Raw genomic sequence first — 26480 nt, 5'->3', positions numbered from 1 at the left:
ACATGACCTTCAAGCGCACTTCATTGTCGCTGGCGCTGGCCGGCTGCCTGCTGTCCGCCCCGGCCTTTGCCGACGGCATGCTTCACTGGCAGAACAACAGCCTGAGCTACCTCTATGGCAAGGATTTCAAGGTCGACGCCGGCGAGATCCAGCAAACCGTGACCTTCGAGCATGCCAGCGGCTGGAGCTGGGGCGACATGTTCCTGTTCGTCGATAACAAGTGGTACAACGGCCTGTCAGGCGAGGAAGGACATACCTACTACGGGGAGTTCAGCCCGCGCCTGTCGCTCGGAAAACTAAGCGGTCAGGACGTGAGCTTCGGCCCGGTCAAGGACGTATTGCTGGCAGCCACCTACGAGCGCGGCGAAAGCAGCGCCGGCCGGCCTAATCAGACCTATCTGCTAGGCCCCGCGGTTGATCTGGATGTACCGGGTTTCGATCGTCTGGCCATCAATGTGTACTACCGCAAACCCGACGGCACCACCCGCCGCGCCTCCGGTCAGTGGCAGGTAACCCCGACCTGGGCGATGACCTTTCCGGTTGGCAAGTCCGACATCCTGTTCGACGGCTTCATCGACTGGGTGGTCAACGACGCCGGCTCGGAGCGCAGCGGTGATTTCATGTCGAAGAACCTGCACATCAACCCGCAGATCAAGTACGACCTGGGCAAGGCGCTGGACGGCGAACCAGGCAAACTTTACGTCGGTATCGAGTACGACTACTGGTCTGACAAATACGGCATAGAAGACGGTGGTTTCGTCAGCGATCTGGTCGGGGGCACCAACCAGAACACCGCCAGCCTGCTGGTCAAAGCGCACTTCTAAGCCAGCTGGCGCAGGGACGCGGAACAAAAAAGCAGCCGAAAGGCTGCTTTTTTATTGGTCACGCCTTTAAAGCGGCGTCGCTATGGCGTGTCCCAGGATGCGCTGAGTCGCGCGCGGTTCGATCGCTAGCCCGCCATTACAATGATCGGCGAGCGGATCGCTGAAGCATTACCGCGCTACAGCGAGCCACCGCCTAATAAGCGCGCCGCGCCGCAAAGGTCACAGCTTGAAGCTGCCCATCTGCCGGCTAAGATCGTCTGCCAGGCGGCTCAGCTCATGACAATCTTCTCGACAGCCCTGCACATCACTGGCGGTGGCCTGGGCCAGGTCGGCGATGCCCTGCACGTTGCGGGTGATCTCCTCGGTCACACTGCTCTGCTCTTCGGTCGCTGCGGCCACCTGCGTGTTCATGTCGCTGATCGCTTCGACTTGCTCGGTGATTGCGCTGAGCGACTGGCCGGTGCGCTGACTGGCCTGCACCCCGGTGCCGGTCGCAGCCTGCCCTGCATGCATTGAGTTGACCGCGTTTTCAGCACCGTTCTTGAGACCCTGAATCATCTGCTGGATCTCGTCGGTGGACGTCTGAGTCCGGCTGGCCAGGGTCCGGACTTCATCGGCGACCACCGCGAAGCCACGGCCCATCTCCCCGGCGCGTGCAGCCTCGATGGCCGCATTCAAGGCTAGCAGGTTGGTCTGCTCGGAAATGCTGCGGATCACCGCCAGCACCTTGTCGATGGATGCGACCTGTTGCGCCAGATCGGTAACCGACTCAGCGGCGTGACCGATATCACCCGACATCTTTTCGATGTGCGCAATCGAATCGCCGACGACTTTTCGTGCGGTGATCGCCTCGCTACGCGCCCCTTGCGAGGCCTGTGCGGCATTGCTGGCGTTACGTGCGATCTCCTGTACGGTCAGGCCCATCTCGTGCACGGCAGTGGCAACCATGTCGGTCATTTCATGCTGGCGGCCGGCACGGGTCGCGGTGTTGTCCACCACCTGAGCAACCTGTCCCACAGAAGTGCGCAGTTGCTCGCTGGTGCTCAAAACATCACCGATCAACCCGCGCAGGCTACCGATGAACCGGTTAAAGCCACGGGCCAGATCGCCCAGCTCATCAGCCCGACTTTCGTCCAAACGACGGGTAAGATCGCCACCACCGCCACCGATCTCGACGAGCGCATTGGTTACCTGACGGATAGGCTTCACCAGCCCGCGCGCCAGCAACACCACCAGCCCGAGGAAGAACAGTGCGATACAGGCGCCGATCAGGCTGATGGTCCACAAGGTTCGGCGTGCCTCGGCAAAGATTTCCGCTTCCGGCACTTCACTGACCAACACCCAGCCCAGACTTTCCAGTGGCTGAGCGACTGCCAGAAACGCCTCGCCATCACGCTCGAAGCGCACCGCGTCGGCTGCGCCGCCGAGGAGCTTCTGCGCGGCTTCGCTACCAGTCAGCGCGGCAAGCTCGATCTGATCGTTGTTTTCGGTTTTCGGATGCACCTTGACGCGACCGTCGCCGCTGATCAGATACACCTCACCGCGCTCGCCGAAGCGAAAGTTGCTGATTAGTTCGGACATGCTCTTCAAGCTGAAGCCCAGCCCAGCCACCCCCAGGGTCCTACCGCCCGCCGCGATGCGCTGGTTGATGAACAGGGTGGGCTGGCGAGAGGCCTTGTCGATGTCGATCTCGAAGCGCCGTTTGGTGCCGCTGTCGATCAGGCTGTAAAACCAGCCGTCGCCAGGAGCATTGCGATTGAGGGTGCGTGAGAGCCCTGCTTCCGAATAGTAATTGCCGCTATCGAGCACGGCGATGGAAGTCGTCAGCGCATTCTGCTGGGCCTTGACGCCCTCCAGGTATCGGCCCATCGCCTGCGCCTGGTCGGTGCTTTCACCGTATTCCAGCCAATCCTGAACCAGCGTATTGCTGGCAATCCCGGCCGTGGCGGTGATCGGCGCCGCCAGCGTGCGCTCGATGTCATTGCGGATTGAGGAAATGTTGGCAGGCAGCGCCTGCCCCACCAGGTAGCGCTCGGCCAGGCGGTTGACCGCCGACGAATAGACCAGAATGACAATCAGGATACTGGCAAGCAAAGCCGCCCCCATGCTGACGATCAATTGCCATTGAATACTGCGTTGCATGAAAGGCATGTGTGTGTGACCTCGGTTGTTTTTTAGTAAACGTACACAACCTTTATATCAATGTGTATACATAAATTATGTTTGACGCCAATATCCTATCGGTCAAACCCACAAAGGCTTGATGACCGTCTGGCGGACTGTGCGTTAGCCATCGAATTAAGCGCTGCGAACGGGCGTGCTGGGGTTGTGACGTGTGCAGCCCCGACCTCAAACGACACAGACAAGCGCTAAACTCAGCTCCCCGGCTTTCCTCGTATCAAGCCTGCCTCTTGCCTTGAGGCCGTTCGGAAGCCGGTGCTAGGATGCGGCGGCAGGCCACCAGGCTGGGTGGTCATGAATCGAACAGGCCCTATGTCCAGTATCCGCGAGCGCAACAAAGAACTGATCCTTCGTGCTGCCAGCGAAGAATTCGCCGAGAAAGGCTTCGCCGCCAGCAAGACCAGCGACATTGCCGACCGCGCCGGACTGCCCAAGCCCAACGTCTACTACTACTTCAAGAGCAAGGAAAACCTCTATCGCGAAGTGCTGGACAGCATCGTCGAGCCTTTGCTGCAGGCATCTGCTCCGTTCAATCAGCCCGGCGAACCAGCAGACGTGTTGCGCGCCTATATCCGCACCAAGATTCGCATTTCCAGGGAGCACGCTTGCGCGTCCAAGGTGTTTGCCAGCGAGATCATGCATGGCGCACCCCATCTACCGGCCGAGCGTGCCGCGCAGCTCAATGCCCAGGCCAGCCACAATGTGGCCTGCATTCAGGGCTGGATTGACCAGGGATTGATGGCGGCCGTTGACCCCCATCATCTGATGTTCAGCATCTGGGCAGCGACCCAGACCTACGCCGATTTCGATTGGCAGATCTCTACCGTAACAGGCAAGACAGCGCTCGATGATGCCGACTATGAAGCCGCGGCCGCAACGATCACAAGGATGGTCATCAAAGGCTGCGAGGTGAAGGAAGCGAATCCGGTTGCCTAACGCTGCAGTCAAAGCGAAATGGGACCTGAGGCATAGCCTCGCGGGGTCACTTTCCGGTTCAATCAGGATTTGATCGAGGGAAGAGCAGGACACTCGCCAATCTGATACGTTTGCCTCGCGTCGGCAGCCCGCGTCTTTGACGCATCCCTCACGACAATTAATACTTGCGCTGGCCACCGGCTCGGAAGAAGGAAATTCTATTGACCGCATTGCGCAACAGTCTGTCCAGAACACTGCTCCGCATCGTGCTGCTGTCCGCGCTTGCCGTTGGCCTGGTCCTCAGCTGCGCACAGATCATCTTCGATGCCTACACGACCCGCCAGCTGATCGATGCCGAAGCGCAGCGAATCCTGCGCATGACTCGCGACCCGTCCACTCAGGCGATCTATAGCCTTGACCGGGAAATGGGCGCACAGGTCATGGAAGGCCTGTTCCAACACGAGTCGATTCGCAAAGCCTCGATTGGTCTTCCCGGCGAAGCGCCGCTGGCTGCCAAGTCCCGCCCGCTAATGTCGCGCTCTTCGCGCTGGTTGACCGACCCGATACTCGGGCGTGATCAGGAATTCTCGATACCATTGATCGGCCGTCCGCCATACAACGAGTACTACGGCGACCTGCGCATCACGCTTGATACCGCCCCTTATGGAGAGGCCTTCCTCAGGAGCTCGGTGGTGCTCTTCGTCGTCGGCATCCTTCGCGCGCTAGTACTAGGTTTCCTGTTGTACCTGATCTATGAATGGTTGCTAACGCGACCGCTGACCAAGCTCATCGAGCACATGTCTCGCATCAACCCGGGCCGCCCCGGCGAGCATTCGCTGCCGATGCCCAAGGGGCATGAGCGCAATGAGCTGGGCCTCTGGGTCGAAACGGCCAATGGCCTGCTCGCTTCCATTCAGCACAACATGCAGTTGCGTCATGAAGCCGAAAGCAACCTGCAGCGCATGACCCGATATGACTCGCTCACCAACCTGCCTAACCGTCAACAGCTGCAGCAGCAACTGGACAATATCCTGAGCGAGGCCGCCAGGTTGCAGCGCCGCGTGGCGGTGCTCTGCCTCGGACTCGACGATTTCAAGGGCATGAACGAACAGTTCAGCTACCAAAACGGTGATCGGCTGCTGGTGGCGCTGGCCGATCGTTTACGCAGTCAGAGCGGGCGCGTTGGTGCGCTGGCCCGGCTGGGCGGTGATCAATTCGTCCTGGTGCTGGTAGGCTTTGAACAACCTTACGAAGCCGCCGAACTGGCGCAGAAGGTGCTCGACGACCTGGAGCGTCCCGTCACCCTCGACGAGCAACACATACGTTTGCGCGCCACCATCGGTATCACCCTGTACCCCGAAGACGGTGACAGCACTGAAAAGCTGCTGCAGAAAGCCGAACAGACCATGACGCTGGCCAAAAGCCGCTCACGCAATCGCTATCAGTTTTATGTAGCCAGCATCGACAGCGAAATGAGGACCCGCCGGGAGCTGCAGAATGACCTGGCAGAAGCCCTTCCCCGGGGCGAGTTTCACCTGGTCTACCAACCACAGATCGATTACCGTCTCAAACGCATCACCGGGGTCGAAGCCCTGCTGCGCTGGTCTCACCCGAGCGGCAAGATGGTTCCGCCCGACACCTTCATTCCCCTCGCGGAACAGAACGGCAGCATCATCGCCATAGGCGAGTGGGTGCTCGACCAGGCCTGCCGACAGCTGAGCGAATGGCATCAACAAGGCTTTCGGGACCTGCGCATGGCTGTCAACCTTTCCACCGTACAACTGCACCACGCCGGACTGCCGGAGATGATCAGCAACCTGCTCAGCAGTCACAAGTTGCCACCCGAGACGCTGGAGCTCGAGGTGACTGAAACGGGTTTGATGGAAGACATCGCCGCTGCCACTCATAACCTGCACTGCCTACGTCGCTCAGGTGCGTTGATTGCCATTGACGACTTCGGCACCGGCTATTCATCGCTGAGCTATCTAAAAAGCCTGCCGCTCGACAAGATCAAGATCGACAAGAGCTTCGTTCGCGACATGGCGGCCGTCGAGGGCGACACGACAATCGTTCGAGCCATCATCCAGCTGGGCAAGAGCCTGGGCATGTTGGTAATCGCCGAAGGTGTGGAAACAGCCGAGCAAGAACGTTACCTGATCGACGAAGGCTGCAACGAAGGCCAAGGCTACTACTACAGCAAACCCATTCCAGCAGCTGAACTGACCGCTTTGCTCAGCCAGTCGCTGCGGTTCGAGCGCCGCCTCAACTCCGAACACCTGTAAGTGCTGTTTGCCCTATTGCGCTTCAACCCCGCCCCTCCAATTTCAACCCAAGAGCGTCACCGATGAAGCGTTTTGTACTGATTGACACCGCCGAGATTCCGGATGGCGGCGGTGCCCTGTGCCTGTTCGAGTACGGTGACGATTTCGTCATCAAGATTCAGGGCGGCAACGGAAACCAGTTGATGAACACACGCACGCACGGGTCCGAAGATGCACTGGCAGAACTACCCTGCCGAAAGATCGCGCATCGGCCACAACCGCGTGTGCTGATCGGCGGCCTGGGCATGGGCTTCACGCTCGCCTCGGCACTCAGGCATCTGGGCGAGGATGCCGAAGTGCAGGTCGCCGAGTTGGTGCCCGGCGTAATCGACTGGAATCGTGGCCCGTTGGGCGAGAAATCCGGCATGCCGATCAACGACCCACGTACCCGCGTGCTGCGCAAGGATGTCGCCGAGGTTCTGAAGAGCGAGCCGAAGGGGTATGACGCCATCATGCTCGATGTAGATAACGGTCCAGAAGGGTTGACCCGCAAGGGCAACAGCTGGCTGTACTCCTCAACCGGGCTCGACGCCTGCGCCAGAGCGCTACGCCCCAAGGGTTTGCTTGCCGTATGGTCGGCCAGCGCCGATCAGGCGTTCTCCCAACGCCTCGCCAAATCAGGGTTTGTTGCCGAGGAGGTCCAGGTTTTCGCCCACGGCAATCGTGGTACTCGACACACCATCTGGATTGCCGAAAAGCGTAGCTGAGCGCCCAGAACCGCGGGCAACGTGGCCTTTAGCCACCCAAGCAGCTATCGGCTTCAGAGGGGCTCCACTACACTCAACTCTGACCACACCGATACGTCCCTATACCGCGCAGTCTCAAATGGCACGTACGATGAAAACCGAACCTCGTCCTTCTCTGGAAACTGTTCTGGATCTCATGCTCGACGCAGTCTGCGTAGTCGATGCCAATGGCCATTTCGTGTACGTCAGTGCGGCATGCGAAAGCATATTCGGCTATACGCAGGAGGAAATGATCGGTCGCCAGATGATGGAGCTGGTAGCGCCTGAAGACCGCGAGCGCACCCTGCTGGCGGCACAACAGGTGATGTCAGGCCAGCCTAGCCTGCACTTCGAAAACCGTTACATCCGCAGGGACGGAACACGGGTGGATATCATGTGGTCTGCCCGCTGGTCCGAGGGGGATCAGCTGCGTATCGGCGTGGCCCGCGACGTCACCGGACGCAAGCGATCTGAATCGCTGCAAGAGACGGTCTATGCAATATCCGAAGCGGCCCACAACACCGCAGATCTGACTTCGCTGTTCGAACAGGTCCATCAGATCACCGGTCGACTCATCCCCGCGCCGGGGTGCTTTGTAGCCTTGAAGGACGCTGATCAGGGCCGTCCGACATTTCCTTACTGCAGGACCGGCGGCGATCCGGCACAGCTTCCCCTCGAGCCGGCCGCGATACTGTGTGCGGAAGTCACCCGGACCGGGCGAGCGTTACTACTCACCGCGAATAGCGAGGGGGCCTGCGACAACCTCAAGGCATTGACCGCCACAAACAGCTTCTGCTGGTTGGCAGCGCCCCTCGCCACTGGTCAGGGCTGCATCGGAGCGCTGCTACTCTACGATACGGCAGAAACCGCGACCTATTGCGAGCAGGACATAGACTTGCTGCAGTTCATCGCCAACCAGGTCGCCACCGCCATCGAACGCAAACAGCTGCAAGCTCGCCTCGAGCGGATGGCTCAGTACGATGAACTTACCGGCCTGCCCAACCGCGCGTTCCTCTTCGACAGGTTGAAAACCGCCCTGGCGCGGGCGCGGCGAAACGACGAGCGCTTAGCGGTACTGTATCTGGATCTCAACGGATTCAAACAGGTCAACGATGGCTATGGTCACAGCGTCGGCGACCTGCTGCTGCAAGCCTTCGCCCAAAGGCTGACGCAACACATCCGCGAAACCGACACGGTTGCACGGATGGGCGGCGACGAGTTCGTCATGCTGTTGGAAGGCAGCCCCACAGCAGCCGATACGGCGGTGGTGGTCACGCACATTCTTGCCGCGATGCAGGCGCCGATAGACCTCGCCGGCTTGGCGCTGGCGATTCAGCCGAGCATTGGTGTGGCCTACTTTCCCGAGCACGGAACTGACGAAGCCTCGCTGCTCAGACGAGCCGATGAGGCGATGTACCAGGCAAAGTCAGAATGCGCACGGCAGCACGACAGCAGCCCTCTGACCGTCGATACCTTGCTCGATAAAGATCAGCGCTAAGCGAAAAGCGGACGACTCACTGGATGGCGCTGCGGCTCAACCAGCTACCCGAGCCGCCAGAAGCGCCGCACCAAACAAACATAACATTGCGCCGCCAGCCGCTTGCCAGCGATAGCGCCTGACGAGCACTTCTTCGCCATGACTGGACAACACGAACGGCAAGCCCTCGCCAGGGCGCACCAGTTGGTGCAGCGCTTGTTGGCTGCTGGCCAGACGGTTGCGCCGGTGTGCTTCGAGGTCGGCGGCGAGGCGCACACGGCCCCACTCCGCCTGGTCGAGCCTGCCGTCTCGATTGTTGTCGAATCGCTGCAACAGCCCTGCGTAGTCTTCTTTCCATTCCCGCACAACCCGGCCCTGGGCGGCCGTTAGGTCGAGGCCCTGCCGACCTCCGCCGGAGGTCCGAAAATCACCGATCGCATACAGCGGCTCATCGGCATGCAACCGCTCTTCGGTGTAGCGGTACTGCCGATGACCAGTCAGCCAGGCCAGTACGCCACCGGGCGGCGCGCCCCGAGGGCGGCGCTGGTTACCGGTCCAACGGTCACGCCGCGCGGGAAGCACTTCGGCACCTCGCGGATCGATCAGGCAGTCTCCGGTCGCATCGAACAGCCGCAGCAGCTCCTCGCTGCTGCCCTGCTCGAGTATCCGCCAGCTGCCGCGCTTGCCACCGGATTGATACTCCTCGATACGGTAGCGCCACCAAAGACAGGGTGTGGCCGTCAACGGCGCCATCAACGGCGGTGTGTCAGGGAGGCCTCGCAGCACGCCGGCCAGCTCGACGTAGCCTTGCGCCGCCGAGCGGATCCGCGAAGTCGGTGTATCCAGCAGGTGACGCAATTTTGACCAGCGAGTGATCCACAGCCAGCCGCCAACCAGACACATCGCCACGCCTGCAGCGCTAAGCAGCATTCCGCCCCCGCTCAACCGAACAGCGGTTTGAAGTCGAGATCGGCTTTCTCCGCCTCACTGAATTGCAGCAAGGCTGCCTCGCGAAACCCGAACGCACGCGCCAGCAACACATCGGGAAACTGCTCGACGCGCACGTTATTCAGATTGACCGATTCGTTGTAAAGCTCACGGCGATCGGCGATGCCGCTTTCCAGCCCGCTGATGCGTTGCTGCAGATGTCGAAAGCTGTCGTTCGCGCGCAGTTCCGGGTAGCTCTCAGCCAAGGCGAACAAACGCCCCAGCCCTGCACGAAGCCCGGTTTCCGCCTGGCCAAGTGCGCCGACATCGCCCTGCTCGCGGGCATCGGACACTGCAGTGCGAGCTCTGATCACCTGCTCCAGGGTGCTGCGTTCGTGCTGCATGTACTGCTTGCAGGTTTCCACCAGCTTGGGCAATTCATCGTGACGCTGGCGCAACAAAACATCGATGTTCGACCAGGTCTTGCTTACGCCGTGCTTGAGTCGCACCAGGCCGTTGTAGAGAACCACGGCATAAGCCGCGGCGAGAAACAGCAGGACACATGCAACGGCGGCACTCAGGCTCATCAGGGCGACTCCATAAGATGACCAGACTTCAGAGGGGGCATTCTAGCTGCGCCGGCGGAGGCGATACGCGACCTGTCGCACGCATTTTCTTTGCACAAAATGCAAATCTTTCGCATTATGTTCTGCATCCGTTTGTCGCAGCCCTGCTGCCGGCTCATTCACACCACCCTGCAAGCAAAGGAACCCGCCATGCTACGCACTCCCGTCTGGGCTACCGCCAGCCTTCTGGCTGTCGCCATTTCACTCGCTGGTTGCGGCGAAGACAAAGCTCCGGCCGAACAGGCCGCTGCCCCGCAAGCTGCCACCACCCAGAGCGAACCGGCACCGGCTGCCCAAGAGACCGTGAACAGCGAAGCCGCGCAGGCCGTGGTCAAGCACTACGCCAATATCGCCCATGCTGTGTTCAGCGATGCGCACCTTGCCGCTCTAAAGCTGCAGGCTGCCGTTGACGCTCTCCTGGCCAATCCGACCGAAGAAACACTGCAAGCGGCCAAAGCGGCCTGGATCGCCGCCCGCGTTCCGTATATGCAGAGCGAAGTATTCCGCTTCGGCAACCCGGTCGTCGACGACTGGGAAGGTCAGCTCAACGCCTGGCCGCTGGACGAAGGCATGATCGACTATGTCAAAGGTGACTATCAGCACGCCCTCGGCAACCCTGGCGCAACGGCCAACATCATCGCCAACAAAGAGGTGCAGATCGGTGAAGACAAGATCGACGTCAGCGAGATCACCGGCGAGAAGTTGGCCAGCCTGAACGAACTGGCCGGCTCCGAAGCCAATGTCGCCACCGGTTACCATGCCATTGAGTTCCTCTTCTGGGGCCAGGATCTGAACGGCACTAACGCGGGGGCTGGTGAGCGTCCGGTGAGCGACTTCATCGAAGGTGAAGGCTGTACTGGCGGCAATTGTGACCGCCGTCGTGCCTACCTGAAAGCCGCCACAGAGTTGCTGGTCAGCGACCTCGAAGAAATGGTCGGCGAGTGGAAGGCCGGCGTTGCCGACAACTATCGCGCCAGCCTGGAAAAAGAGTCGGCCGAAAATGGCCTGCGCAAGATGTTCTTCGGCATGGGTAGCCTGTCGCTGGGCGAGCTGGCAGGTGAGCGCATGAAGGTCGCGTTGGAAGCGAACTCGCCGGAAGATGAACACGACTGTTTCAGCGACAACACGCACAACTCGCACTATTACAACGCCAAGGGCGTCCGTAACGTCTATTTGGGCGAGTACGAACGCATCGACGGCACCAAGATGACCGGCCCAAGCCTGGCATCGCTGGTGGAAGGCACTGCGCCTGAGGTCAACAGCACACTGAAGACCGACCTGGAAACCACCGAAGCCAAGCTGCGCGTGCTGGTCGAAAGCGCCGAAAACGGCGAGGCCTTCGATCAGTTGATTGGTCCAGATAACAGCGATGGCCAGGAAAAGGTCCGTGCTGCGATCGCCGCGCTGGTCCAGCAGACCGGCTCGATCGAGAAGGCAGCTGGCGCTCTGGGCATCAGCGACTTGAACCCGGATACCGCTGACCACGAGTTCTGATACACCGGCCTGGGGAGCGGCGCAATGCCGCTCCCTCTGGCACCGCTCCCCCTCCATTGGGCTTCATTGCTCGATTAGCCATTCGGCCACCGCTAAATGCAAATTGCTCTTATTCAAACACTCGTAGCCTGCTAAGATTGCCGACCTTTGAAAGGCTCAGGGCTACCGATGCGTCCGTTTTACTTCCCTGTCGTTGCAACGCTGCTGGCCTTAGGCCTGACCGCTTGCGACGAAAACCCGCCGCGCTTTGAACAGGCAGAACCAGGCGAGGCGCTTTCCGGTGGTAGCACCACGGTCATCAAGTCCGACCAGAATGCCTTCTCGATGCCCTCTGCCAACCTGTCACCGGTGCGCCGGCTGGACTTCAGCGTAGGCAACAGTTTCTTTCGCAACCCCTGGGTTATCGCCCCCTCGTCGACGACGGCACGCGACGGCCTTGGCCCACTGATCAACACCAACGGCTGCCAGAACTGCCACATCAAGGACGGCCGTGGTCGTCCAGCAGAAGACGAGCGCGGCAACGCCGTGTCAATGCTGGTACGCCTGTCGATTCCGGCCGGCGAGGAGCACGCCGAAGTGGTGCATCAACGTGGCATCGCGCCTGAACCCACCTATGGCGGCCAACTGCAGGACATGGCGATTCCCGGCGTTGCACCGGAGGGCAAAGTTCGCCTTAGCTACAGTGTCCATACCGAACGCTTCGCTGACGGCTTCGAAGTTGAACTGCGCACGCCGCAACTGAACATTACCGACCTAGGCTACGGCCCAATGCATCCCGACACACTCTTCTCGGTCCGTGTGGCGCCGGCAATGATTGGCCTGGGCTTGCTTGAGGCGATTCCGGAAGCCGCGATACTCGCCAACGCTGATCCGGACGACAGCAACGGTGATGGCATCTCCGGGCGCCCGAACCGAGTATTCGATCAGGTTACACGCGAAACCTCCTTGGGCCGCTTCGGCTGGAAAGCCGGCCAGCCGAACCTGAACCAGCAGAACGCTGACGCTTTTTTCAACGACATGGGCCTGACGACCAGCCTGCTGTCCGGCAGCAGCTGCACGCAAGCGCAGACCGAGTGCCTGGCGATGCCCGACGGCGGCGAGCCCGAAGTCAGCGACCATATCGTGTCTCTGGTGCTGTTCTATTCGCGCAACTTGGGCGTGCCGGCTCGACGCAACGTGGACGATCCACAGGTCCTGGCCGGCAAGACGCTGTTCTATCGCGCAGGGTGCCAGAGCTGTCACATCCCGAAATTCACCACCGGCGAGGCCGCCGAACCGGAACTCGCGAACCAGGTGATCCGCCCCTACACCGACCTGCTGCTGCATGACATGGGCGAAGGGCTTGCCGATCACCGGCCGGAGTTCGAGGCCAGCGGGCGTGAGTGGCGTACTCCGCCGCTCTGGGGCCTCGGCATGACCGAGGCTGTCAGCGGCCACACCCAGCTGCTGCATGACGGTCGCGCCCGCAACCCACTCGAAGCCATACTGTGGCACGGCGGCGAAGCGGAGCGCGCCAAGCAGGCGGTGCTTGGCTTTGGCAGTAACGAGCGCAGCGCCCTGCTGGCCTTTCTCGGGTCCCTTTGAATGCCCAACCATACGCACCCTTGCCCTGCCCTGAGGAGCAACATGTACCGCAACCAGATTTTTCGCGCCGTCACGGCCACCGCACTGGGTTTGCTTTTAGGCGCCTGTACGCCATCCGATCCGTATCAGGAAACAACCCAGGCACTGACCGACGAGGTCCTGCTACCGGCCTATACCGACTGGGCTGAAGCCAACCGCCGTATGGCGGCCAGCGGCATCGCGTTCTGTGCAGGCAATGAAGAACTGAACGATGCGCGCCAGGCGTTCCTGCAGGCGCAGTTTGCCTGGACGGGATTGCAGCCCTTGCTGATCGGGCCGATGGGGGAAGGCAACCGGGCCTGGCAAGTACAGTTCTGGCCTGACAAGAAAAATCTTGTCGGTAGGCAGGTCACTGCACTGCTGAAAAAGAAGCCACAGCTGACTCAGGCCGATCTGGAGAATGGCAGCGTCGTCCTGCAGGGCCTGTCTGCTTATGAATACGTGCTCTATGACAAAGCCGTCGACCTCAGCGAAAGTGCGACCAAAGCGCGTTATTGCCCGCTATTGATAGCAATCGGCGAGCATCAGCAAAAGCTCGCAGCCGACATGCTGCAAGCCTGGAAGGCAAAGGACGGCATGGCCGCCCAGCTGAGCGAGTTCCCCAACGAGCGCTACGCCGAATCGACCGAAGCGATCGCCGATTTGCTTCGCGTTCAGGTCACCGCCCTGGACGGTCTGAAGAAAAAGCTTGGCGCACCGCTCGGCCGCCAGAGTAAGGGCTATCCTCAGCCCTTCCAAGCCGAAGCCTGGCGCAGCGACGCTACGCTTCCCAGTATCGATGCCACACTCGCCGGCGCCCAGCGGCTCTGGCTTGGCACCGATGGAAACGGATTGAAGGCACTGGTCCCGGCCGAACAGGCTGATCTGGCCAAGCGCATCGACGTTGCCTACGAAACCGCACGTCAGCATCTGGTGGACATCATGCTGCCGTTCAGCGAACTGATCGCTGACGAAGCCGGCCGAACACGTCTTGATGCGCTTTATCAGGACATTGACGCCTTGCACCGTCTGCACCAGACCGAAGTGGCGCGCGCTCTTGGGGTACAGATCGGCTTCAACGCCCATGATGGAGACTGATCATGAAACGTCGTGCTTTCCTGGGCCTGGGCAGCGCACTGGTGGCCGCTTCAGCCGTCGGCGGCTGGACGTTGACGCATCACACCGAACAACCCTTGCTACTGTCGGCACGTAACGATGCCGATGGACGCCACTATGCGGTTGGTTACCGTCTCGACGGCAGCCAGGTTTTCGCCACGCCCGTCGCCGAGCGCTGTCACGATGTCTATGCGCACCCGCACCTGCCGCTCGCCGTGTTCGTCGGACGCCGCCCGAGCCGTGAAAGCTATCTGATCGACAGCCGTGACGGAACGCTGCTGCAAGTACTGGCTTCGCCGCCGGACCGCCACTTCTATGGGCACGGCGTCTTTCACGCCAGTGGCGACTGGTTCTACACCACCGAGAACGACACCGCCGAGGCCGGCCGCGGCGTACTCGGTGTCTACCGTGTCGAGGGACGTCAGCTGGTGCGCAGTGGTGAGCATTCGACCCACGGCATTGGCCCGCATCAGCTATTGTGGATGCCGGATGGCGAGACACTGGTGATCGCCAATGGCGGCATCCGCACCGAGGCCGACAGCCGAGAGATGATGAATCTCCATGCCATGGAACCCAGCCTGGTGCTGCTGCGCCGTGACGGCACGCTGCTCAGCAAGGAGCAGCTGCCCGAACAGATGAACAGCGTGCGTCATCTGGCGGTGGCGGCTGACGGCACGGTGGTGTCGGGCCAGCAGTACGAAGGTGACCCGATGGATCAGGTGCCTTTGCTGGCCATCAAACGGCCCGGCCAGGCCTTCCAGGCCTTCCCCCTGGGCGAAGCACAGCGCCAGACGATGAACCAGTACACCGCCAGCCTGGCGATCAACGATGCCCTTCGCCTGCTGGCCGTGACGGCTCCACGCGGCAATAAGGTCTTCATCTGGGACCTGGACACAACGGCCTTGCGCGAGGAAGTCCACCTGCCGGATTGTGCCGGCGTCGCGGCAGTCAAAGAAGGCTTCGTCGTCAGCTCTGGCCAGGGTCGATGCCGCCTCGTCGACTGCACCAAAAAGGAAGTCGTCAGCACTCCACTGGAGCTACCCGCTGGGCTCTGGGACAATCATCTACGCTTGGTCTGAAAGCGTTCAAGTATCGAATACCGTGGCCGAAAAAGCGGTTAAGCGAACAGTTTCCCTGACTGCTCGTCCTCACTTGCGGGTCACGCAAGCCGCACCCTTCGATACGAGAACGCTCAGATGTTCCTGAAAAAGTCCTTACGTGCACAGTTGCTCGCGCTGATAGGCGGCAGCTTGCTGTTGATGCTTACCATCGCGCTAGCCAGTTTTTCGTTTCTCTCCGATGAAATCACGGCCTACCAGCGTCTTCTCAAGGGACCGATCGAAGCTTCGCGCCTCATCGACCAGTCCAACCTCGAATTCAAGGTCCAGGTCCAGGAGTGGAAGAACGTATTGCTGCGCGGTAAATCTCAGGAGAGTCTGACCAAATACTGGCAGAGCTTCGAAGAGCAGGAGCGCGAAGTGCAGGCGTTGTTGGGCACGCTCATCCAGGCCAGCCAGGGCGACCCTGCGCTGGCCGGTCAAATTACAAGTTTGCGTGACGAACACCTGAAGCTCGGCACGGCCTACCGAGTGGGCCGCGACGCATTCATCGCGGCTGGCGGTGACCCGGTTGTCGGTGACGCGGCCGTCAAAGGCATCGACCGCGCCACCAGTGAGCAGCTCAGCGCCCTGGTGGTGCAGCTACGCGAGTCCGCGCTTGCCGATTCGGCGACCATCAGCCAGGCCGCAGACCGAACCATTATCGTCGGCTCGCTGATCATGCTTGCCGCTGGCGTGTTAATTGGCCTGCTCAGTGCCTGGCTGGTCAACCGCAACCTGATCAACCCGATCCGCCACCTGATAGACCATGTTGCGAATCTCAGCCAGGGCAATTTCAGAGAGCGTGTCGATACCAGCCGCGCCGACGAGCTGGGCCGCCTTGCGGTAGCCGCCAATGTGCTGCGTGATTTCCTCGCTGATACGTTTACGCGCCTGCAGCGCAGCACCTCTGACCTCGACACCGCCAGCGGCGAGCTCAACGCCATTGCAGCGTTGATGGGACAGGGTACCCGTGATCAGTTCTCGCGAACCGATCAGGTGGCCACGGCGATGCACGAGATGTCCGCCACCGCGCAAGAAGTCGCCCGTCATGCAGCGGACGCTGCGCACGCAGCAGACGCCGCCGACCAATCGGCGCAACAAGGCGAGGCCATGATGCGCTCGACGATCGAAACGATTACCCACATGCGCGGCGAGATCAGTAACACCGCCAGCGTGATCCGCCAACTGGAGGCCGACAGCGGCCGTATTGGCAAGGTGCTGGAGGTGATCCGCGGCATTGCCGACCAGACCAACCTGCTCGCACTGAATGCTGCGATCGAAGCCGCCCGTGCAGGCGACGCCGGACGTGGCTTTGCCGTGGTAGCGGACGAGGTGCGCACGCTGGCCAAACGTACTGCGGATTCCACGGCAGAAATCCATCAGATTATCGACACGGTACAGACGGGGGCGGTGGATGCGGTACGGGCCATTGAAAACGGCCAGGCCCGTAGCGACGTCGGCGTCGAGCAGGTCACGGAAGCGGGCGGCATGCTCCAGCGCATCACTCTGGAAGTAGAAGCCATTCGTGACATGAACCGCCAGATCGCGACCGCCGCGGAAGAACAGACATCTGTTGCAGAGGACATCTCACGCAACCTGATCGAGATTACCGCCATCGCCACAACCAATCAGGACAATGTAGAGCGCACCGAGAAGGCCAGTCACAATCTGCACGGGCTGTCCGCTCAGCTCAGCGAAGTCACTCACCGCCTGGCGGGCTGACCTCAAATCAAATGCAAGGCCCTGCCCACGCGGGGCCGTAAGCGCATTCGACACAGCGGCCTGGCGCGCGAAGCGCGCTGTTGACGCCCCTCTTCCTGATCCTCAGGCAGCGCCTGATATCCCGCTTTACTTGCACTCGGTTCGCAGCTAACGTCCATTCTCCCTCTCCTACAGGGCTGCATCACGACGCCATGGTTGGTGCATAACTGCGCTGGTCGTGGCTTGCGCATTCGATACGGCTGCGTCGTTCCATAGCCGTGGTCAGCCGCCTCATTACTCCAAGGAATACGGAAAAAATGTTGCGCCGCATGCTGCTGATGCTTGGCGCGGTGATCGTCGTGGTATTGATCCTTGCCGCCCTCAAGTTCAACTCGATCTACACACAGATTCAGCAATTCAAGGCACCGAAGCCGCCGATCAACGTGGAGGTTGTCGCCTCCAGTCAGGAGCCATGGCAAAGCCGGCTTCCGGCGGTTGGCACGCTCACCGCCTCGCAGGGCATCGAACTTTCGGTAGAGATCGCCGGCACCATCAGCGACGTGCAGTTCCGCTCGGGTGAAAAAGTGCAGAAGGGTCAGCCCATCGTTCTGCTCGACAGCGAGATCGAGCAGGCGAGCCTGGCAGCCGCGGAAGCGGACCTGCATCTGGCAAAGGTGGAATTCCAACGAGCACGCAGCCTGATCGAGGGAAAGGCCATTTCTCGCAGCGAGTTCGATCGGCTCAACGCCCAGTCGCAAAAAGCCGACGCCACCGTCGCCCAGCTGAAGGCCAGCCTGGCGAAAAAGCGCATTCTCGCCCCCTTCTCCGGAACCATCGGGATCCGTCAGGTAGATGTCGGAGACTTCGTCGCTACCGGAACACCGATTGCCACGCTGCAGGACCTGTCGACGCTGTTTGTCGATTTCTACCTGGCTGAACAGCAAGTGCCTCTGCTCGCCATCGATCAACCCGTGCGGGTGCAGGTAGCCGCTTTCCCCGGTGAACAGTTCGAGGGCCGTATCGTCGCCCTGAACCCCAAGGTTGAGGTCACCACCCGCAATGTGCAGGTTCGCGCGGAGCTCGCCAACCCTGGCGAGCGCCTGCTGCCCGGCATGTTCGCCAATCTGCAGGTGCTGCTGCCCAGCGAGCAATCCAGGATCGTGGTACCGGAAACCGCGATCACCTACACCCTGTATGGCAATTCGGTACTGGTGGTGAAGGAGGGTCAGCCTCCCGAACTCGAGGAAGGCACCGCGGCGACCGAGAGAGACGAACCCTACCTGGTTGTTGAGCGCCGCTTCGTCAAAACCGGAGAGCGACGCGACGGTCGCGTAGTAGTTCTAGAGGGCCTCGAAGCGGGAGAGCAGGTGGTCATTGCGGGGCAGCTCAAGCTGGACAGCGGCGCCCACGTCGCCATTGCCGAAAAGCGCACCCTCGAGCTCAAGCCCAAGGCCCGCTGAGACGCCTATTGAAGGGACATAGACCCCATGGCTTTTACTGATCCATTCATTCGCCGCCCGGTGCTGGCCAGCGTGATCAGCTTGCTGCTGGTGTTGCTTGGCTTCCAGGCCTTCAACAGCCTGGTGATCCGCCAGTACCCGCAGATGGAAAGCGCACTGATCACGGTGACCACCGCCTACCCTGGCGCCAACGCAGAAACAATCCAGGGCTATATCACCCAGCCCCTGCAGCAGAGCCTGGCCAGCGCCGAAGGCGTGGACTACATGACGTCGGTCAGCCAGCAGAACGTCTCCGTCATTTCGGTCTATGCACGTATAGGTGCCGACACGGATCGCCTCTATACCGAGTTGCTCAGTCAAGCCAACTCGGTCAAGAACCAGTTGCCCCAGAACGCAGAAGACCCTGTACTGAACAAGCAGGCGGCCGACTCCACGGCGCTCATGTACATCAGTTTCTATAGCGAACAACTGAGCAATCCGCAGATTACCGATTACCTGTCGCGGGTCATCCAGCCAAAGCTGGCCACCCTGCCCGGCATGGCCGAGGCGGAAATTCTGGGTAATCAGGTGTTCGCCATGCGCCTCTGGCTGGATCCGGTCAAGCTCGCCGCCTACGGACTCTCGGCCGGCGACGTGAACGAGGCCGTGCGCAAGTACAACTTCCTGTCCGCCGCCGGTGAGGTGAAGGGGCAGTACGTTGTCACCAGCATCAACGCCGATACTGAACTGAAGACCCCCGAGGCGTTTGCCGCCATCCCGCTGAAGACCCTTGGCGACAGTCGTGTGCTGCTCGGTGATGTGGCGCGCGTCGAGATGGGCGCGGAAAGCTACAACGCGATCAGCTCGTTCGACGGGATTCCCTCGGTCTATATCGGCGTCAAGGGCACGCCGAGCGCCAACCCGCTGGATGTCATCAGCGAAGTACGAGCGGTGATGCCACAGATCGAATCGCAATTGCCGCCCGGCCTCAAGGTGACCATCGCCTATGACGCTACGCGGTTCATTCAAGCCTCCATCGATGAGGTCGTCAAAACCCTCGCTGAAGCAGTTGTGATCGTCATCGTCGTGGTCTTCCTGTTCCTCGGCTCAGTGCGCTCGGTATTGATCCCGGTGGTGACCATCCCGCTCTCGATGATCGGTGTGCTTTTCTTCATGCAGACCATGGGGTATTCGATCAACCTGCTGACGCTGCTGGCGATGGTGCTGGCGATCGGCCTGGTCGTGGATGACGCCATCGTCGTGGTGGAAAATATCCATCGGCATATCGAGGACGGCAAAACGCCCTTTCAGGCAGCGATCGACGGCGCGAGAGAAATCGCGATGCCGGTCGTCACCATGACCGTCACCCTCGCCGCGGTCTATGCGCCGATCGGCTTTCTGCAAGGTCTGACGGGCGCGCTTTTTCAAGAGTTCGCCCTGACCCTGGCCGGTGCTGTGCTGATTTCCGGCGTGGTCGCGCTGACCCTGTCGCCGATGATGTGCTCGCGCCTGCTACGTCACGCAGAGAATCCGACGGGCCTGGCGCATCGGTTGGACCTGCTTTTCGACCGGTTGAAAAGGCGTTATCAGCAAGCCCTGCACGGCACACTGAACACACGGCCGGTTTTACTGGTATTCGCATTGATCGTACTCGGCCTGATTCCGCTGCTGCTCAAGTTCACCGAAAGCGAACTGGCGCCAGAGGAGGACCAGGGCATCATTTTCATGATGGCGAGCGCGCCGCAAACGGCGAACCTCGATTATCTGAACGCCTACACCGATCAGTTCCTCGAGATATTCAGATCGTTCCCCGAGTACTACTCCTGGTTTCAGATCAATGGCTTCAATGGCGTACAGAGTGGGATTGGCGGCTTCCTGATGAAGCCCTGGGATGAACGGGAGCGCACCCAGATGGAGGTTCTGCCCGAGGTGCAGGCCAAGATCGATCAGATCCCGGGGCTGCAAGTCTTTGGCTTCAACCTGCCCTCGCTGCCCGGAACCGGCGAAGGCTTGCCATTCCAATTCGTCATCAACACTGCTAACGACTACGAGTCGCTATTACAGGTCACCGAGCGAATCAAAGAGAAGGCCCAGGCTTCCGGTAAGTTCGCGTTTCTCGATGTAGACCTGGCGTTCGACAAACCGGAGATCGTCGTCGAGATCGACCGGGAAAAAGCCGCCCAAATGGGCGTCACCATGGAAGACCTCGGCCTTACCCTGGCCACCTTGCTGGGCGAAAGCGAGATCAACCGCTTCACCATCGAAGGACGCAGCTACAAGGTCATCGCTCAGGTCGAACAGAGCTATCGGGATAACCCTGGCTGGCTGAACAACTACTATGTAAAAAACGAGCAAGGCGACATGCTGCCGCTGTCGACCCTTATCACGGTTCATGACCGCGCCCGACCGACCCAGTTGACCCAGTTCCAGCAGCTTAACGCAGCGACCATCCAAGGCTTCCCGATCGTCAGCATGGGCGAAGCCATCGAGACGCTGCGCAGCATTGCACTGGAGGAGGCGCCGCAGGGTTATACCTTCGATTACGCAGGCGCCTCGCGCCAGTACATTCAGGAAGGCAACGCGCTGTACACGACCTTTGCGCTCGCGTTGGCGGTCATCTTTCTGGTGCTAGCGGCACAGTTCGAGAGTTTCCGCGATCCGCTGGTGATCCTGGTCACGGTGCCACTTTCCGTCTGCGGTGCGCTGGTTCCCCTGTTCCTTGGGCTGTCGAGCATGAATATCTATACCCAGGTGGGGCTGGTGACGCTGATCGGGTTGATCAGCAAGCACGGCATCATGATCGTGGAGTTCGCCAATCAGCTGCGTCGGGAGAAGGGTTTGAACCGCCGGGAAGCAGTCGAGGAAGCCGCTGCGATCCGGCTCAGGCCGGTCTTGATGACAACCGCGGCGACGGTATTCGGCATGGTTCCGCTGATCCTGGCCAGCGGTGCCGGCGCGGTCAGTCGCTTCGATATCGGCCTAGTAATCGCCACAGGCATGACCGTGGGCACATTGTTCACGCTGTTCGTGCTACCGGCTGTGTATACCGTGCTGGCGAACCCGGACCAAGGGACAGAAGCGGCCACAGGCGCGCGGCCGTCAGAAGGCTATTGAGCAGGGAACGGAATGCGCGAACGTCGCTCAGCTGCGCCCTATCAAGCTTTGGGAAAGCCCGTACATGAACAACAGCAAGTCCTGATCGGGACGCGCGTCTGGAACAGAGACGCGGGCAATACGCGGCACCGCGCAATGGCTGCTCAAATCACTCCTCGCAATCACCTTGGCGTCCGGCTCACTCCATGCCGCCGCACAAAGCGACGCAACACCCAGTGAACCGACAAGAAACAATCCTCGAGCGATTTCAAGTTTCATTGCGCAAGCCTTTGTTATTTGGCGATTCGAGAAATCACCATAGTCGAGCAATCGACCCGGCGCCGAGAAATATGACCGATGGTCGATTTGAGCGGAGAATCGAGCTCATACGCGCCTCGGCTTTTCGACCCGCGACAGCACGAACCGCAAAAAAAAACCCCGCACTAGGCGGGGCTTTTTTTAGCAGAACAGGCTGGCTTACATCATGCCGCCCATGCCACCCATACCGCCCATGCCACCCATATCAGGCATGGCTGGAGCAGCCTTGTCGTCGATGCTCTCGGCAACCATGGCTTCGGTAGTCACCATCAGACCGCCAATGGAGGCCGCAGCCTGCAGAGCGGAACGGGTTACCTTGGCCGGATCGAGAATACCCATCTCGATCATGTCGCCGTAGGTGTCGGAGGCGGCGTTGAAGCCGTAGTTGCCTTCACCTTGCTTGACCTTGTCGACCACGACGCTCGGCTCGCCACCGGCGTTGGCAACGATCTGACGCAGCGGTGCTTCAACGGCACGACGCAGCAGCGCGATACCGACGTTCTGGTCTTCGTTCTCGCCCTTGAGCTCGGAGATGGCCTGCAGAGCGCGTACCAGGGCAACACCGCCGCCAGGTACAACGCCTTCTTCGACGGCTGCACGGGTGGCGTGCAGGGCGTCTTCGACGCGGGCCTTCTTCTCTTTCATCTCGACTTCGGTGCCGGCACCGACCTTGATCACGGCAACACCGCCAGCCAGCTTGGCCAGACGCTCTTGCAGCTTCTCTTTGTCGTAATCGGACGTGGTGTCTTCAACCTGCTTGCGGATCTGCGCAACGCGGGCTTCGATATCGACCTGCTGACCAGCACCGTCGATGATGGTGGTGTTTTCCTTGTTCAGCACGACGCGCTTGGCGTTACCCAGGTGCTCCAGGGTAGCGGTTTCCAGGCTCAGGCCGACCTCTTCGGAAATCACGGTACCACCGGTCAGGATGGCGATGTCCTGCAGCATGGCCTTGCGGCGGTCGCCGAAACCAGGCGCCTTGACGGCCGCTACCTTGACGATGCCACGCATGTTGTTGACGACCAGGGTAGCCAGCGCTTCGCCTTCGACGTCTTCAGCCACGATCAGCAGCGGACGGCCGGCCTTTGCAACGGCTTCGAGAACCGGCAGCAGCTCACGGATGTTGGAGATCTTCTTGTCAACCAGCAGCAGCAGCGGGCTGTCGAGCTCGGCCACCATCGTGTCCGGCTTGTTGATGAAGTATGGAGACAGGTAGCCACGATCGAACTGCATGCCTTCAACGACGGACAGTTCGTTTTCCAGGCCCGAGCCTTCTTCAACGGTGATTACGCCTTCCTTGCCGACTTTTTCCATCGCTTCGGCAATGATCGCGCCGATGGAGCTGTCGGAGTTGGCGGAAATGGTGCCGACCTGGGCGATGGCCTTGAAGTCGGTGCACGGCTTGGCCAGGTTCTTCAGCTCGGCGACAACGGCGATGGTCGCCTTGTCGATGCCGCGCTTGAGGTCCATCGGGTTCATGCCAGCCACAACGGCCTTCAGGCCTTCGTTGACAATGGCCTGGGCCAGAACGGTTGCAGTGGTGGTGCCGTCACCGGCTTCGTCGTTGGCCTTGGACGCTACGTCCTTGACCAGCTGCGCGCCCATGTTTTCGAAACGGTCCTTCAGCTCGATTTCCTTGGCAACGGAAACGCCGTCCTTGGTGATGGTCGGAGCGCCGAAGCTCTTTTCCAGAACCACGTTGCGGCCTTTCGGGCCGAGGGTCGCTTTTACCGCGTCAGCCAGGACGTTGACGCCTGCCAGCATTTTCTTGCGGGCGGAATCGCCGAATTTAACTTCTTTAGCAGCCATTTTGATTCTTCCTCAAATTCTGTTGATGGAACGCTGTTCGCTATAAGCGAGCGCTGATCAGGCTTCTACGACGGCGAGGATTTCGTTCTCGCTCATCACCAGCAGGTCTTCACCGTCGACCTTGACGGTGTTGCTGCCGGAGTAAGGGCCGAATACGACCTGGTCGCCAACCTTGACGGCCAGCTGACGCACTTCGCCGTTGTCCAGAACGCGACCAGTGCCAACAGCGACGATCTCGCCCCGGTTAGGCTTCTCAGCAGCGGAGCCCGGCAGCACGATGCCACCGGCAGTCTTGGTTTCTTCTTCGCTGCGACGGATCACGACGCGGTCATGTAGAGGACGAAGCTTCATTGTCGATCTCTCCTAGTACAGTGGTTTCCATGCCGATGAATTTCATCGGCGGGTTGGGCAAATCCGGCGGTGCCGGTTGCGGCCCGCAATGCGAGCCGCAGAAGACGGACTGTCAAATCGCGACAGCGACCTTGCGGTGACCGCTACATGCGGGCGCGGAAAATGATTTCAAGGGCGGCGGCGATGATTTTTTGCATTTGACGACAATAAAAAAGGCATGCCGAGACATGCCTTCGCGAGAGGAGCGGTGATTATTTGTCGCGACGCTCCCACTCGCCTTCGATCACATTGGGACGTTGCGGTCCGCGTTGATCTTCCTGCTGCTGACGCAGGTCATCGGCAAAGGCTCGTCGCGGCTGGGCCTGAGCTTCTACACGACGTCCGACAAACCCGAGGAAGAGTTTGCGAGTCGGCGGAAAGAGCACCAGCAGTGCAACGAGATCGCTGAGAAAGCCCGGCAAGAACAACAAGCCCCCAGCAACAGCCATCATCAAGCCCTGGAGCATTTCCCGTTCCGGCAATTCGCCGCGGGCCATGCGCTCGCGCGCACGCCACGCGGTGGCAAAACCGGCCAGGCGCATCAGCAGGATACCGGCCATGCCGCTGATGACCAGCAGCAGGATGGTCGGCAGCACACCGATGGAGCTGCCGACCTTAATCAGCAACGCCAGCTCGGCCAGCGGGAACAGGAGAAACAGCAGTAAGAAAATTCGCATCGATAATCCTTGGCGGAAGTACGGCTTCCGATTTTGTGTAGATGACGGCGGGCTGCAGTGAATTCAACCCATCCGCCAAACAGGCTGTAACCGGATTATTCTCCGCTGCGCTTATGCGGACATTAATCAGTGCCGCGCCATCGCCACCAACGCCTGGCGCACGGCGCCTGGGCTGGTACAGGTCTCCGGAAACGCTAGCCAGTAAATGGCCTGACCGATGCTCAGGTGAAAGCCTTCGCTGTCGATACCGACCATGCGCGCTGCCGGAGCAGATGGCAGGCCTGCCTGCTGCACGTAGTGAGCAATCGCCGAGCGGTGGTCCTGATTCATATGCTCAAGCATGTCGACCTCGCCCCCGCCTGTACGTGCAAACGGGTTGGCCAATGCCACCTGATCGAGCCAATGAATCGCGCCGAAGCCGCCGATATAGCGCCAGCGTACTGGCTGCAACGCCCAAAAGTCGAAGTCATGAACGCTGTGGTAGTCGCGCGATTCAGGGAAATAACGGTAGTAGCGCGCGGCTGCGGCCTCGACCGCTGCGTCGTCCGTGAGAGGCACCGCTTCGGCCAGCAGGGTGAGTCGGCCGGTTGCCTGTACATCCTCAGCACCACGTTCGGCGACCAGCAATGAGCAGCGCGGATCTGCCTGTAGATTCTTTGTGTGCTGGGCGATCCGACTGATCAGGATCAACGGCCAGCCCTCCTCGCTCAGGCAGTAAGGGACCGCTGAGCCAAAGGGGAATCCGGGCATGGCCTTGGAGTGAGTCGAGAGCACGCCGCGGTATTCCTTGAGCAGGAGTTGTCGGGCATGCTTGGCGGCTTGAACGCTCACGGGAGTTCCTCAAAAGGGGCGATTCGGCAGGGCATCAGCATAACGGTTTCGTCAGCGGACGTCGTTTCTCGACGTTGGCAGATATAGATAGGAGATGGGCATGCAGCTGAAAGACAAGGTCATCATCATTACTGGCGGTGGCCAAGGACTCGGACGCGCAATGGGCGAATACCTCGCCAGCAAGGGTGCCCGACTGGCGCTGGTCGACCTCAACCAGGAGCGACTGGACGAAGCGGTAGCGGCCTGCAAGAGCGCTGGCGGTGAAGCGCGAGCCTACCTGTGCAACGTCGCCAACGAGGAGCAGGTCAGTCACATGGTAAGCCAGGTCAGCGACGATTTCGGTGGTCTGGACGGCTTGGTCAACAACGCCGGCATTCTCCGCGACGGGCTGACCATCAAACTCAAGGACGGCGAACTGTCGAAGATGAGCCTGGCGCAATGGCAGGCGGTGATCGACGTCAACCTCACCGGCGTGTTCCTCTGCACTCGCGAGGTGGCGGCGAAAATGATCGAGCTGAAGCGCCAGGGCGCGATCGTAAACATCTCCTCAATATCCCGTGCTGGCAACATGGGCCAGGCGAACTACTCGGCCGCCAAGGCGGGCGTCGCAGCAGACACCGTGGTGTGGGCGAAGGAGCTGGCGCGCTACGGCATCCGCGTCGCCGGTGTTGCCCCCGGCTTCATCGAAACCGAAATGGTCGCGAGCATGAAACCCGAAGCGCTGGAGAAGATGACTGCTGGAATTCCGCTAAAGCGTCTGGGCAAACCCCAGGAGATCGCCCATTCGGTGGCTTACTTATTCGAGAACGATTACTACACCGGGCGCATTCTGGAGCTCGATGGAGGCTTGCGGCTGTAGAACACCAGAAACGAATCCGGGCGCGCTGAGGCGCCCGGTCGACAACGATATAAGC

The 26480-nt window shown here is 60.5% G+C and carries 21 protein-coding genes; 13 read left to right on the top strand and 8 right to left on the bottom strand.

The annotated features are described in order from the left end of the window. Positions 1-2: 2 nt before the first annotated feature. On the top strand, positions 3-824 hold the full coding sequence (locus AAGW23_RS20960; RefSeq protein WP_342408196.1) for an outer membrane protein OmpK: 822 nt from the start codon (positions 3-5) through the stop codon (positions 822-824). Between the two features lie 219 nt (positions 825-1043). Here AAGW23_RS20960 and AAGW23_RS20955 read toward each other — a convergent pair whose 3' ends face one another. Continuing rightward, the gene (locus tag AAGW23_RS20955) at positions 1044-2975 is read right to left on the bottom strand and encodes a methyl-accepting chemotaxis protein (protein ID WP_342408195.1); all 1932 of its coding nucleotides are present in this window, start codon (positions 2973-2975) and stop codon (positions 1044-1046) included. 342 nt (positions 2976-3317) lie between these two features. Between AAGW23_RS20955 and AAGW23_RS20950 the strand changes: the two genes are divergently transcribed. The 4 genes from AAGW23_RS20950 (at position 3318) to AAGW23_RS20935 (ending at position 8464) form a co-directional block, all read left to right on the top strand. Further along, positions 3318-3941 (top strand): TetR/AcrR family transcriptional regulator, encoded by a 624-nt coding sequence (locus AAGW23_RS20950; protein ID WP_342408194.1) that lies wholly within the window; start codon positions 3318-3320, stop codon positions 3939-3941. Positions 3942-4141: 200 nt separating this feature from the next. Further along, positions 4142-6202, top strand: a complete 2061-nt coding sequence (locus tag AAGW23_RS20945; RefSeq protein WP_342408193.1) for a putative bifunctional diguanylate cyclase/phosphodiesterase — start codon at positions 4142-4144, stop codon at positions 6200-6202. Positions 6203-6264: 62 nt separating this feature from the next. Continuing rightward, positions 6265-6948 (top strand): hypothetical protein, encoded by a 684-nt coding sequence (locus AAGW23_RS20940; RefSeq protein ID WP_342408192.1) that lies wholly within the window; start codon positions 6265-6267, stop codon positions 6946-6948. A 130-nt stretch (positions 6949-7078) separates the two neighbouring features. Then, positions 7079-8464 carry a diguanylate cyclase domain-containing protein gene (locus AAGW23_RS20935; protein WP_342408191.1) on the top strand — a complete coding sequence of 462 codons (1386 nt, stop codon included), beginning with the start codon at positions 7079-7081 and terminating at the stop codon, positions 8462-8464. Positions 8465-8500: 36 nt separating this feature from the next. On the opposite strand, the gene AAGW23_RS20930 is transcribed toward AAGW23_RS20935, so the two are convergent. Further along, a complete protein-coding gene (locus AAGW23_RS20930) occupies positions 8501-9388 on the bottom strand; it encodes a GIDE domain-containing protein (protein WP_425540846.1) in 888 nt (295 codons plus the stop codon). Next, complete coding sequence (locus tag AAGW23_RS20925) at positions 9385-9957, bottom strand: LemA family protein (protein WP_342408189.1); 573 nt, start codon at positions 9955-9957, stop codon at positions 9385-9387. Before AAGW23_RS20925 ends, AAGW23_RS20930 begins: the two co-directional genes overlap by 4 nt. Positions 9958-10146: 189 nt before the next feature. On the opposite strand from AAGW23_RS20925, the gene AAGW23_RS20920 reads away from it, so the two are divergent. The 7 genes from AAGW23_RS20920 to AAGW23_RS20890 all read left to right on the top strand — a co-directional run bounded on the left by AAGW23_RS20920 (position 10147) and on the right by AAGW23_RS20890 (position 21562). Then, positions 10147-11490: an imelysin family protein gene (locus AAGW23_RS20920; protein ID WP_342408188.1), complete on the top strand. Its 1344-nt coding sequence runs from the start codon at positions 10147-10149 to the stop codon at positions 11488-11490. 168 nt (positions 11491-11658) lie between these two features. Beyond that, positions 11659-13074, top strand: a complete 1416-nt coding sequence (locus tag AAGW23_RS20915) for a di-heme oxidoredictase family protein (RefSeq protein ID WP_342408187.1) — start codon at positions 11659-11661, stop codon at positions 13072-13074. A 42-nt stretch (positions 13075-13116) separates the two neighbouring features. Then, positions 13117-14190, top strand: coding sequence for an imelysin family protein (locus tag AAGW23_RS20910; protein ID WP_342408186.1), 1074 nt, complete (start codon positions 13117-13119; stop codon positions 14188-14190). Between the two features lie 2 nt (positions 14191-14192). Continuing rightward, positions 14193-15287, top strand: coding sequence for a DUF1513 domain-containing protein (locus AAGW23_RS20905; RefSeq protein WP_342408185.1), 1095 nt, complete (start codon positions 14193-14195; stop codon positions 15285-15287). A gap of 117 nt (positions 15288-15404) precedes the next feature. Beyond that, on the top strand, positions 15405-17030 hold the full coding sequence (locus tag AAGW23_RS20900; RefSeq protein ID WP_342408184.1) for a methyl-accepting chemotaxis protein: 1626 nt from the start codon (positions 15405-15407) through the stop codon (positions 17028-17030). 296 nt (positions 17031-17326) lie between these two features. Then, the gene (locus AAGW23_RS20895) at positions 17327-18469 is read left to right on the top strand and encodes an efflux RND transporter periplasmic adaptor subunit (protein WP_342408183.1); all 1143 of its coding nucleotides are present in this window, start codon (positions 17327-17329) and stop codon (positions 18467-18469) included. A 27-nt stretch (positions 18470-18496) separates the two neighbouring features. Further along, on the top strand, positions 18497-21562 hold the full coding sequence (locus tag AAGW23_RS20890; RefSeq protein WP_342408182.1) for a multidrug efflux RND transporter permease subunit: 3066 nt from the start codon (positions 18497-18499) through the stop codon (positions 21560-21562). Positions 21563-21589: 27 nt separating this feature from the next. Here the strand turns inward: AAGW23_RS20890 and AAGW23_RS20885 are convergent, their stop codons facing one another. The 5 genes from AAGW23_RS20885 to AAGW23_RS20865 all read right to left on the bottom strand — a co-directional run bounded on the left by AAGW23_RS20885 (position 21590) and on the right by AAGW23_RS20865 (position 25566). Further along, on the bottom strand, positions 21590-21820 hold the full coding sequence (locus AAGW23_RS20885) for a hypothetical protein (protein WP_342408181.1): 231 nt from the start codon (positions 21818-21820) through the stop codon (positions 21590-21592). 198 nt (positions 21821-22018) lie between these two features. Beyond that, positions 22019-23668, bottom strand: coding sequence for a chaperonin GroEL (gene groL, locus AAGW23_RS20880; RefSeq protein WP_342408180.1), 1650 nt, complete (start codon positions 23666-23668; stop codon positions 22019-22021). 57 nt (positions 23669-23725) lie between these two features. Further along, entirely contained in the window at positions 23726-24019 is a 294-nt protein-coding gene (locus tag AAGW23_RS20875; RefSeq protein ID WP_019340746.1) for a co-chaperone GroES, read from the bottom strand. Between the two features lie 251 nt (positions 24020-24270). Next, complete coding sequence (locus AAGW23_RS20870; protein ID WP_342408179.1) at positions 24271-24735, bottom strand: FxsA family protein; 465 nt, start codon at positions 24733-24735, stop codon at positions 24271-24273. A gap of 126 nt (positions 24736-24861) precedes the next feature. Further along, positions 24862-25566, bottom strand: coding sequence for a HugZ family protein (locus AAGW23_RS20865; protein WP_342408178.1), 705 nt, complete (start codon positions 25564-25566; stop codon positions 24862-24864). A 100-nt stretch (positions 25567-25666) separates the two neighbouring features. Here AAGW23_RS20865 and AAGW23_RS20860 point away from each other — a divergent pair, with 100 nt between their 5' ends. Beyond that, entirely contained in the window at positions 25667-26425 is a 759-nt protein-coding gene (locus tag AAGW23_RS20860; protein ID WP_342408177.1) for an SDR family oxidoreductase, read from the top strand. Positions 26426-26480 lie beyond the last annotated feature (55 nt).

The sequence above is a fragment of the Stutzerimonas chloritidismutans genome, assembly GCF_038562055.1.
GTDB lineage: Bacteria > Pseudomonadota > Gammaproteobacteria > Pseudomonadales > Pseudomonadaceae > Stutzerimonas > Stutzerimonas chloritidismutans_A.
Note: the sequence above shows the minus strand (reverse complement) of the source record. Positions and strands in the feature narration are given on the sequence as shown.

Excerpts from the sequence above, each read along its gene's own strand:
- AAGW23_RS20875 (WP_019340746.1), bottom strand. The coding sequence starts at position 24,019 with ATGAAGCTTCGTCCTCTACATGACCGCGTCGTGATCCGTCGCAGCGAA.
- AAGW23_RS20905 (WP_342408185.1), top strand. The coding sequence starts at position 14,193 with ATGAAACGTCGTGCTTTCCTGGGCCTGGGCAGCGCACTGGTGGCCGCT.
- AAGW23_RS20860 (WP_342408177.1), top strand. The coding sequence starts at position 25,667 with ATGCAGCTGAAAGACAAGGTCATCATCATTACTGGCGGTGGCCAAGGA.
- AAGW23_RS20935 (WP_342408191.1), top strand. The coding sequence starts at position 7,079 with ATGAAAACCGAACCTCGTCCTTCTCTGGAAACTGTTCTGGATCTCATG.
- AAGW23_RS20900 (WP_342408184.1), top strand. The coding sequence starts at position 15,405 with ATGTTCCTGAAAAAGTCCTTACGTGCACAGTTGCTCGCGCTGATAGGC.
- AAGW23_RS20920 (WP_342408188.1), top strand. The coding sequence starts at position 10,147 with ATGCTACGCACTCCCGTCTGGGCTACCGCCAGCCTTCTGGCTGTCGCC.
- AAGW23_RS20950 (WP_342408194.1), top strand. The coding sequence starts at position 3,318 with ATGTCCAGTATCCGCGAGCGCAACAAAGAACTGATCCTTCGTGCTGCC.
- AAGW23_RS20925 (WP_342408189.1), bottom strand. The coding sequence starts at position 9,957 with ATGAGCCTGAGTGCCGCCGTTGCATGTGTCCTGCTGTTTCTCGCCGCG.
- groL (WP_342408180.1), bottom strand. The coding sequence starts at position 23,668 with ATGGCTGCTAAAGAAGTTAAATTCGGCGATTCCGCCCGCAAGAAAATG.
- AAGW23_RS20895 (WP_342408183.1), top strand. The coding sequence starts at position 17,327 with ATGTTGCGCCGCATGCTGCTGATGCTTGGCGCGGTGATCGTCGTGGTA.
- AAGW23_RS20885 (WP_342408181.1), bottom strand. The coding sequence starts at position 21,820 with ATGAAACTTGAAATCGCTCGAGGATTGTTTCTTGTCGGTTCACTGGGT.
- AAGW23_RS20955 (WP_342408195.1), bottom strand. The coding sequence starts at position 2,975 with ATGCCTTTCATGCAACGCAGTATTCAATGGCAATTGATCGTCAGCATG.
- AAGW23_RS20915 (WP_342408187.1), top strand. The coding sequence starts at position 11,659 with ATGCGTCCGTTTTACTTCCCTGTCGTTGCAACGCTGCTGGCCTTAGGC.
- AAGW23_RS20960 (WP_342408196.1), top strand. The coding sequence starts at position 3 with ATGACCTTCAAGCGCACTTCATTGTCGCTGGCGCTGGCCGGCTGCCTG.
- AAGW23_RS20890 (WP_342408182.1), top strand. The coding sequence starts at position 18,497 with ATGGCTTTTACTGATCCATTCATTCGCCGCCCGGTGCTGGCCAGCGTG.
- AAGW23_RS20870 (WP_342408179.1), bottom strand. The coding sequence starts at position 24,735 with ATGCGAATTTTCTTACTGCTGTTTCTCCTGTTCCCGCTGGCCGAGCTG.
- AAGW23_RS20910 (WP_342408186.1), top strand. The coding sequence starts at position 13,117 with ATGTACCGCAACCAGATTTTTCGCGCCGTCACGGCCACCGCACTGGGT.
- AAGW23_RS20940 (WP_342408192.1), top strand. The coding sequence starts at position 6,265 with ATGAAGCGTTTTGTACTGATTGACACCGCCGAGATTCCGGATGGCGGC.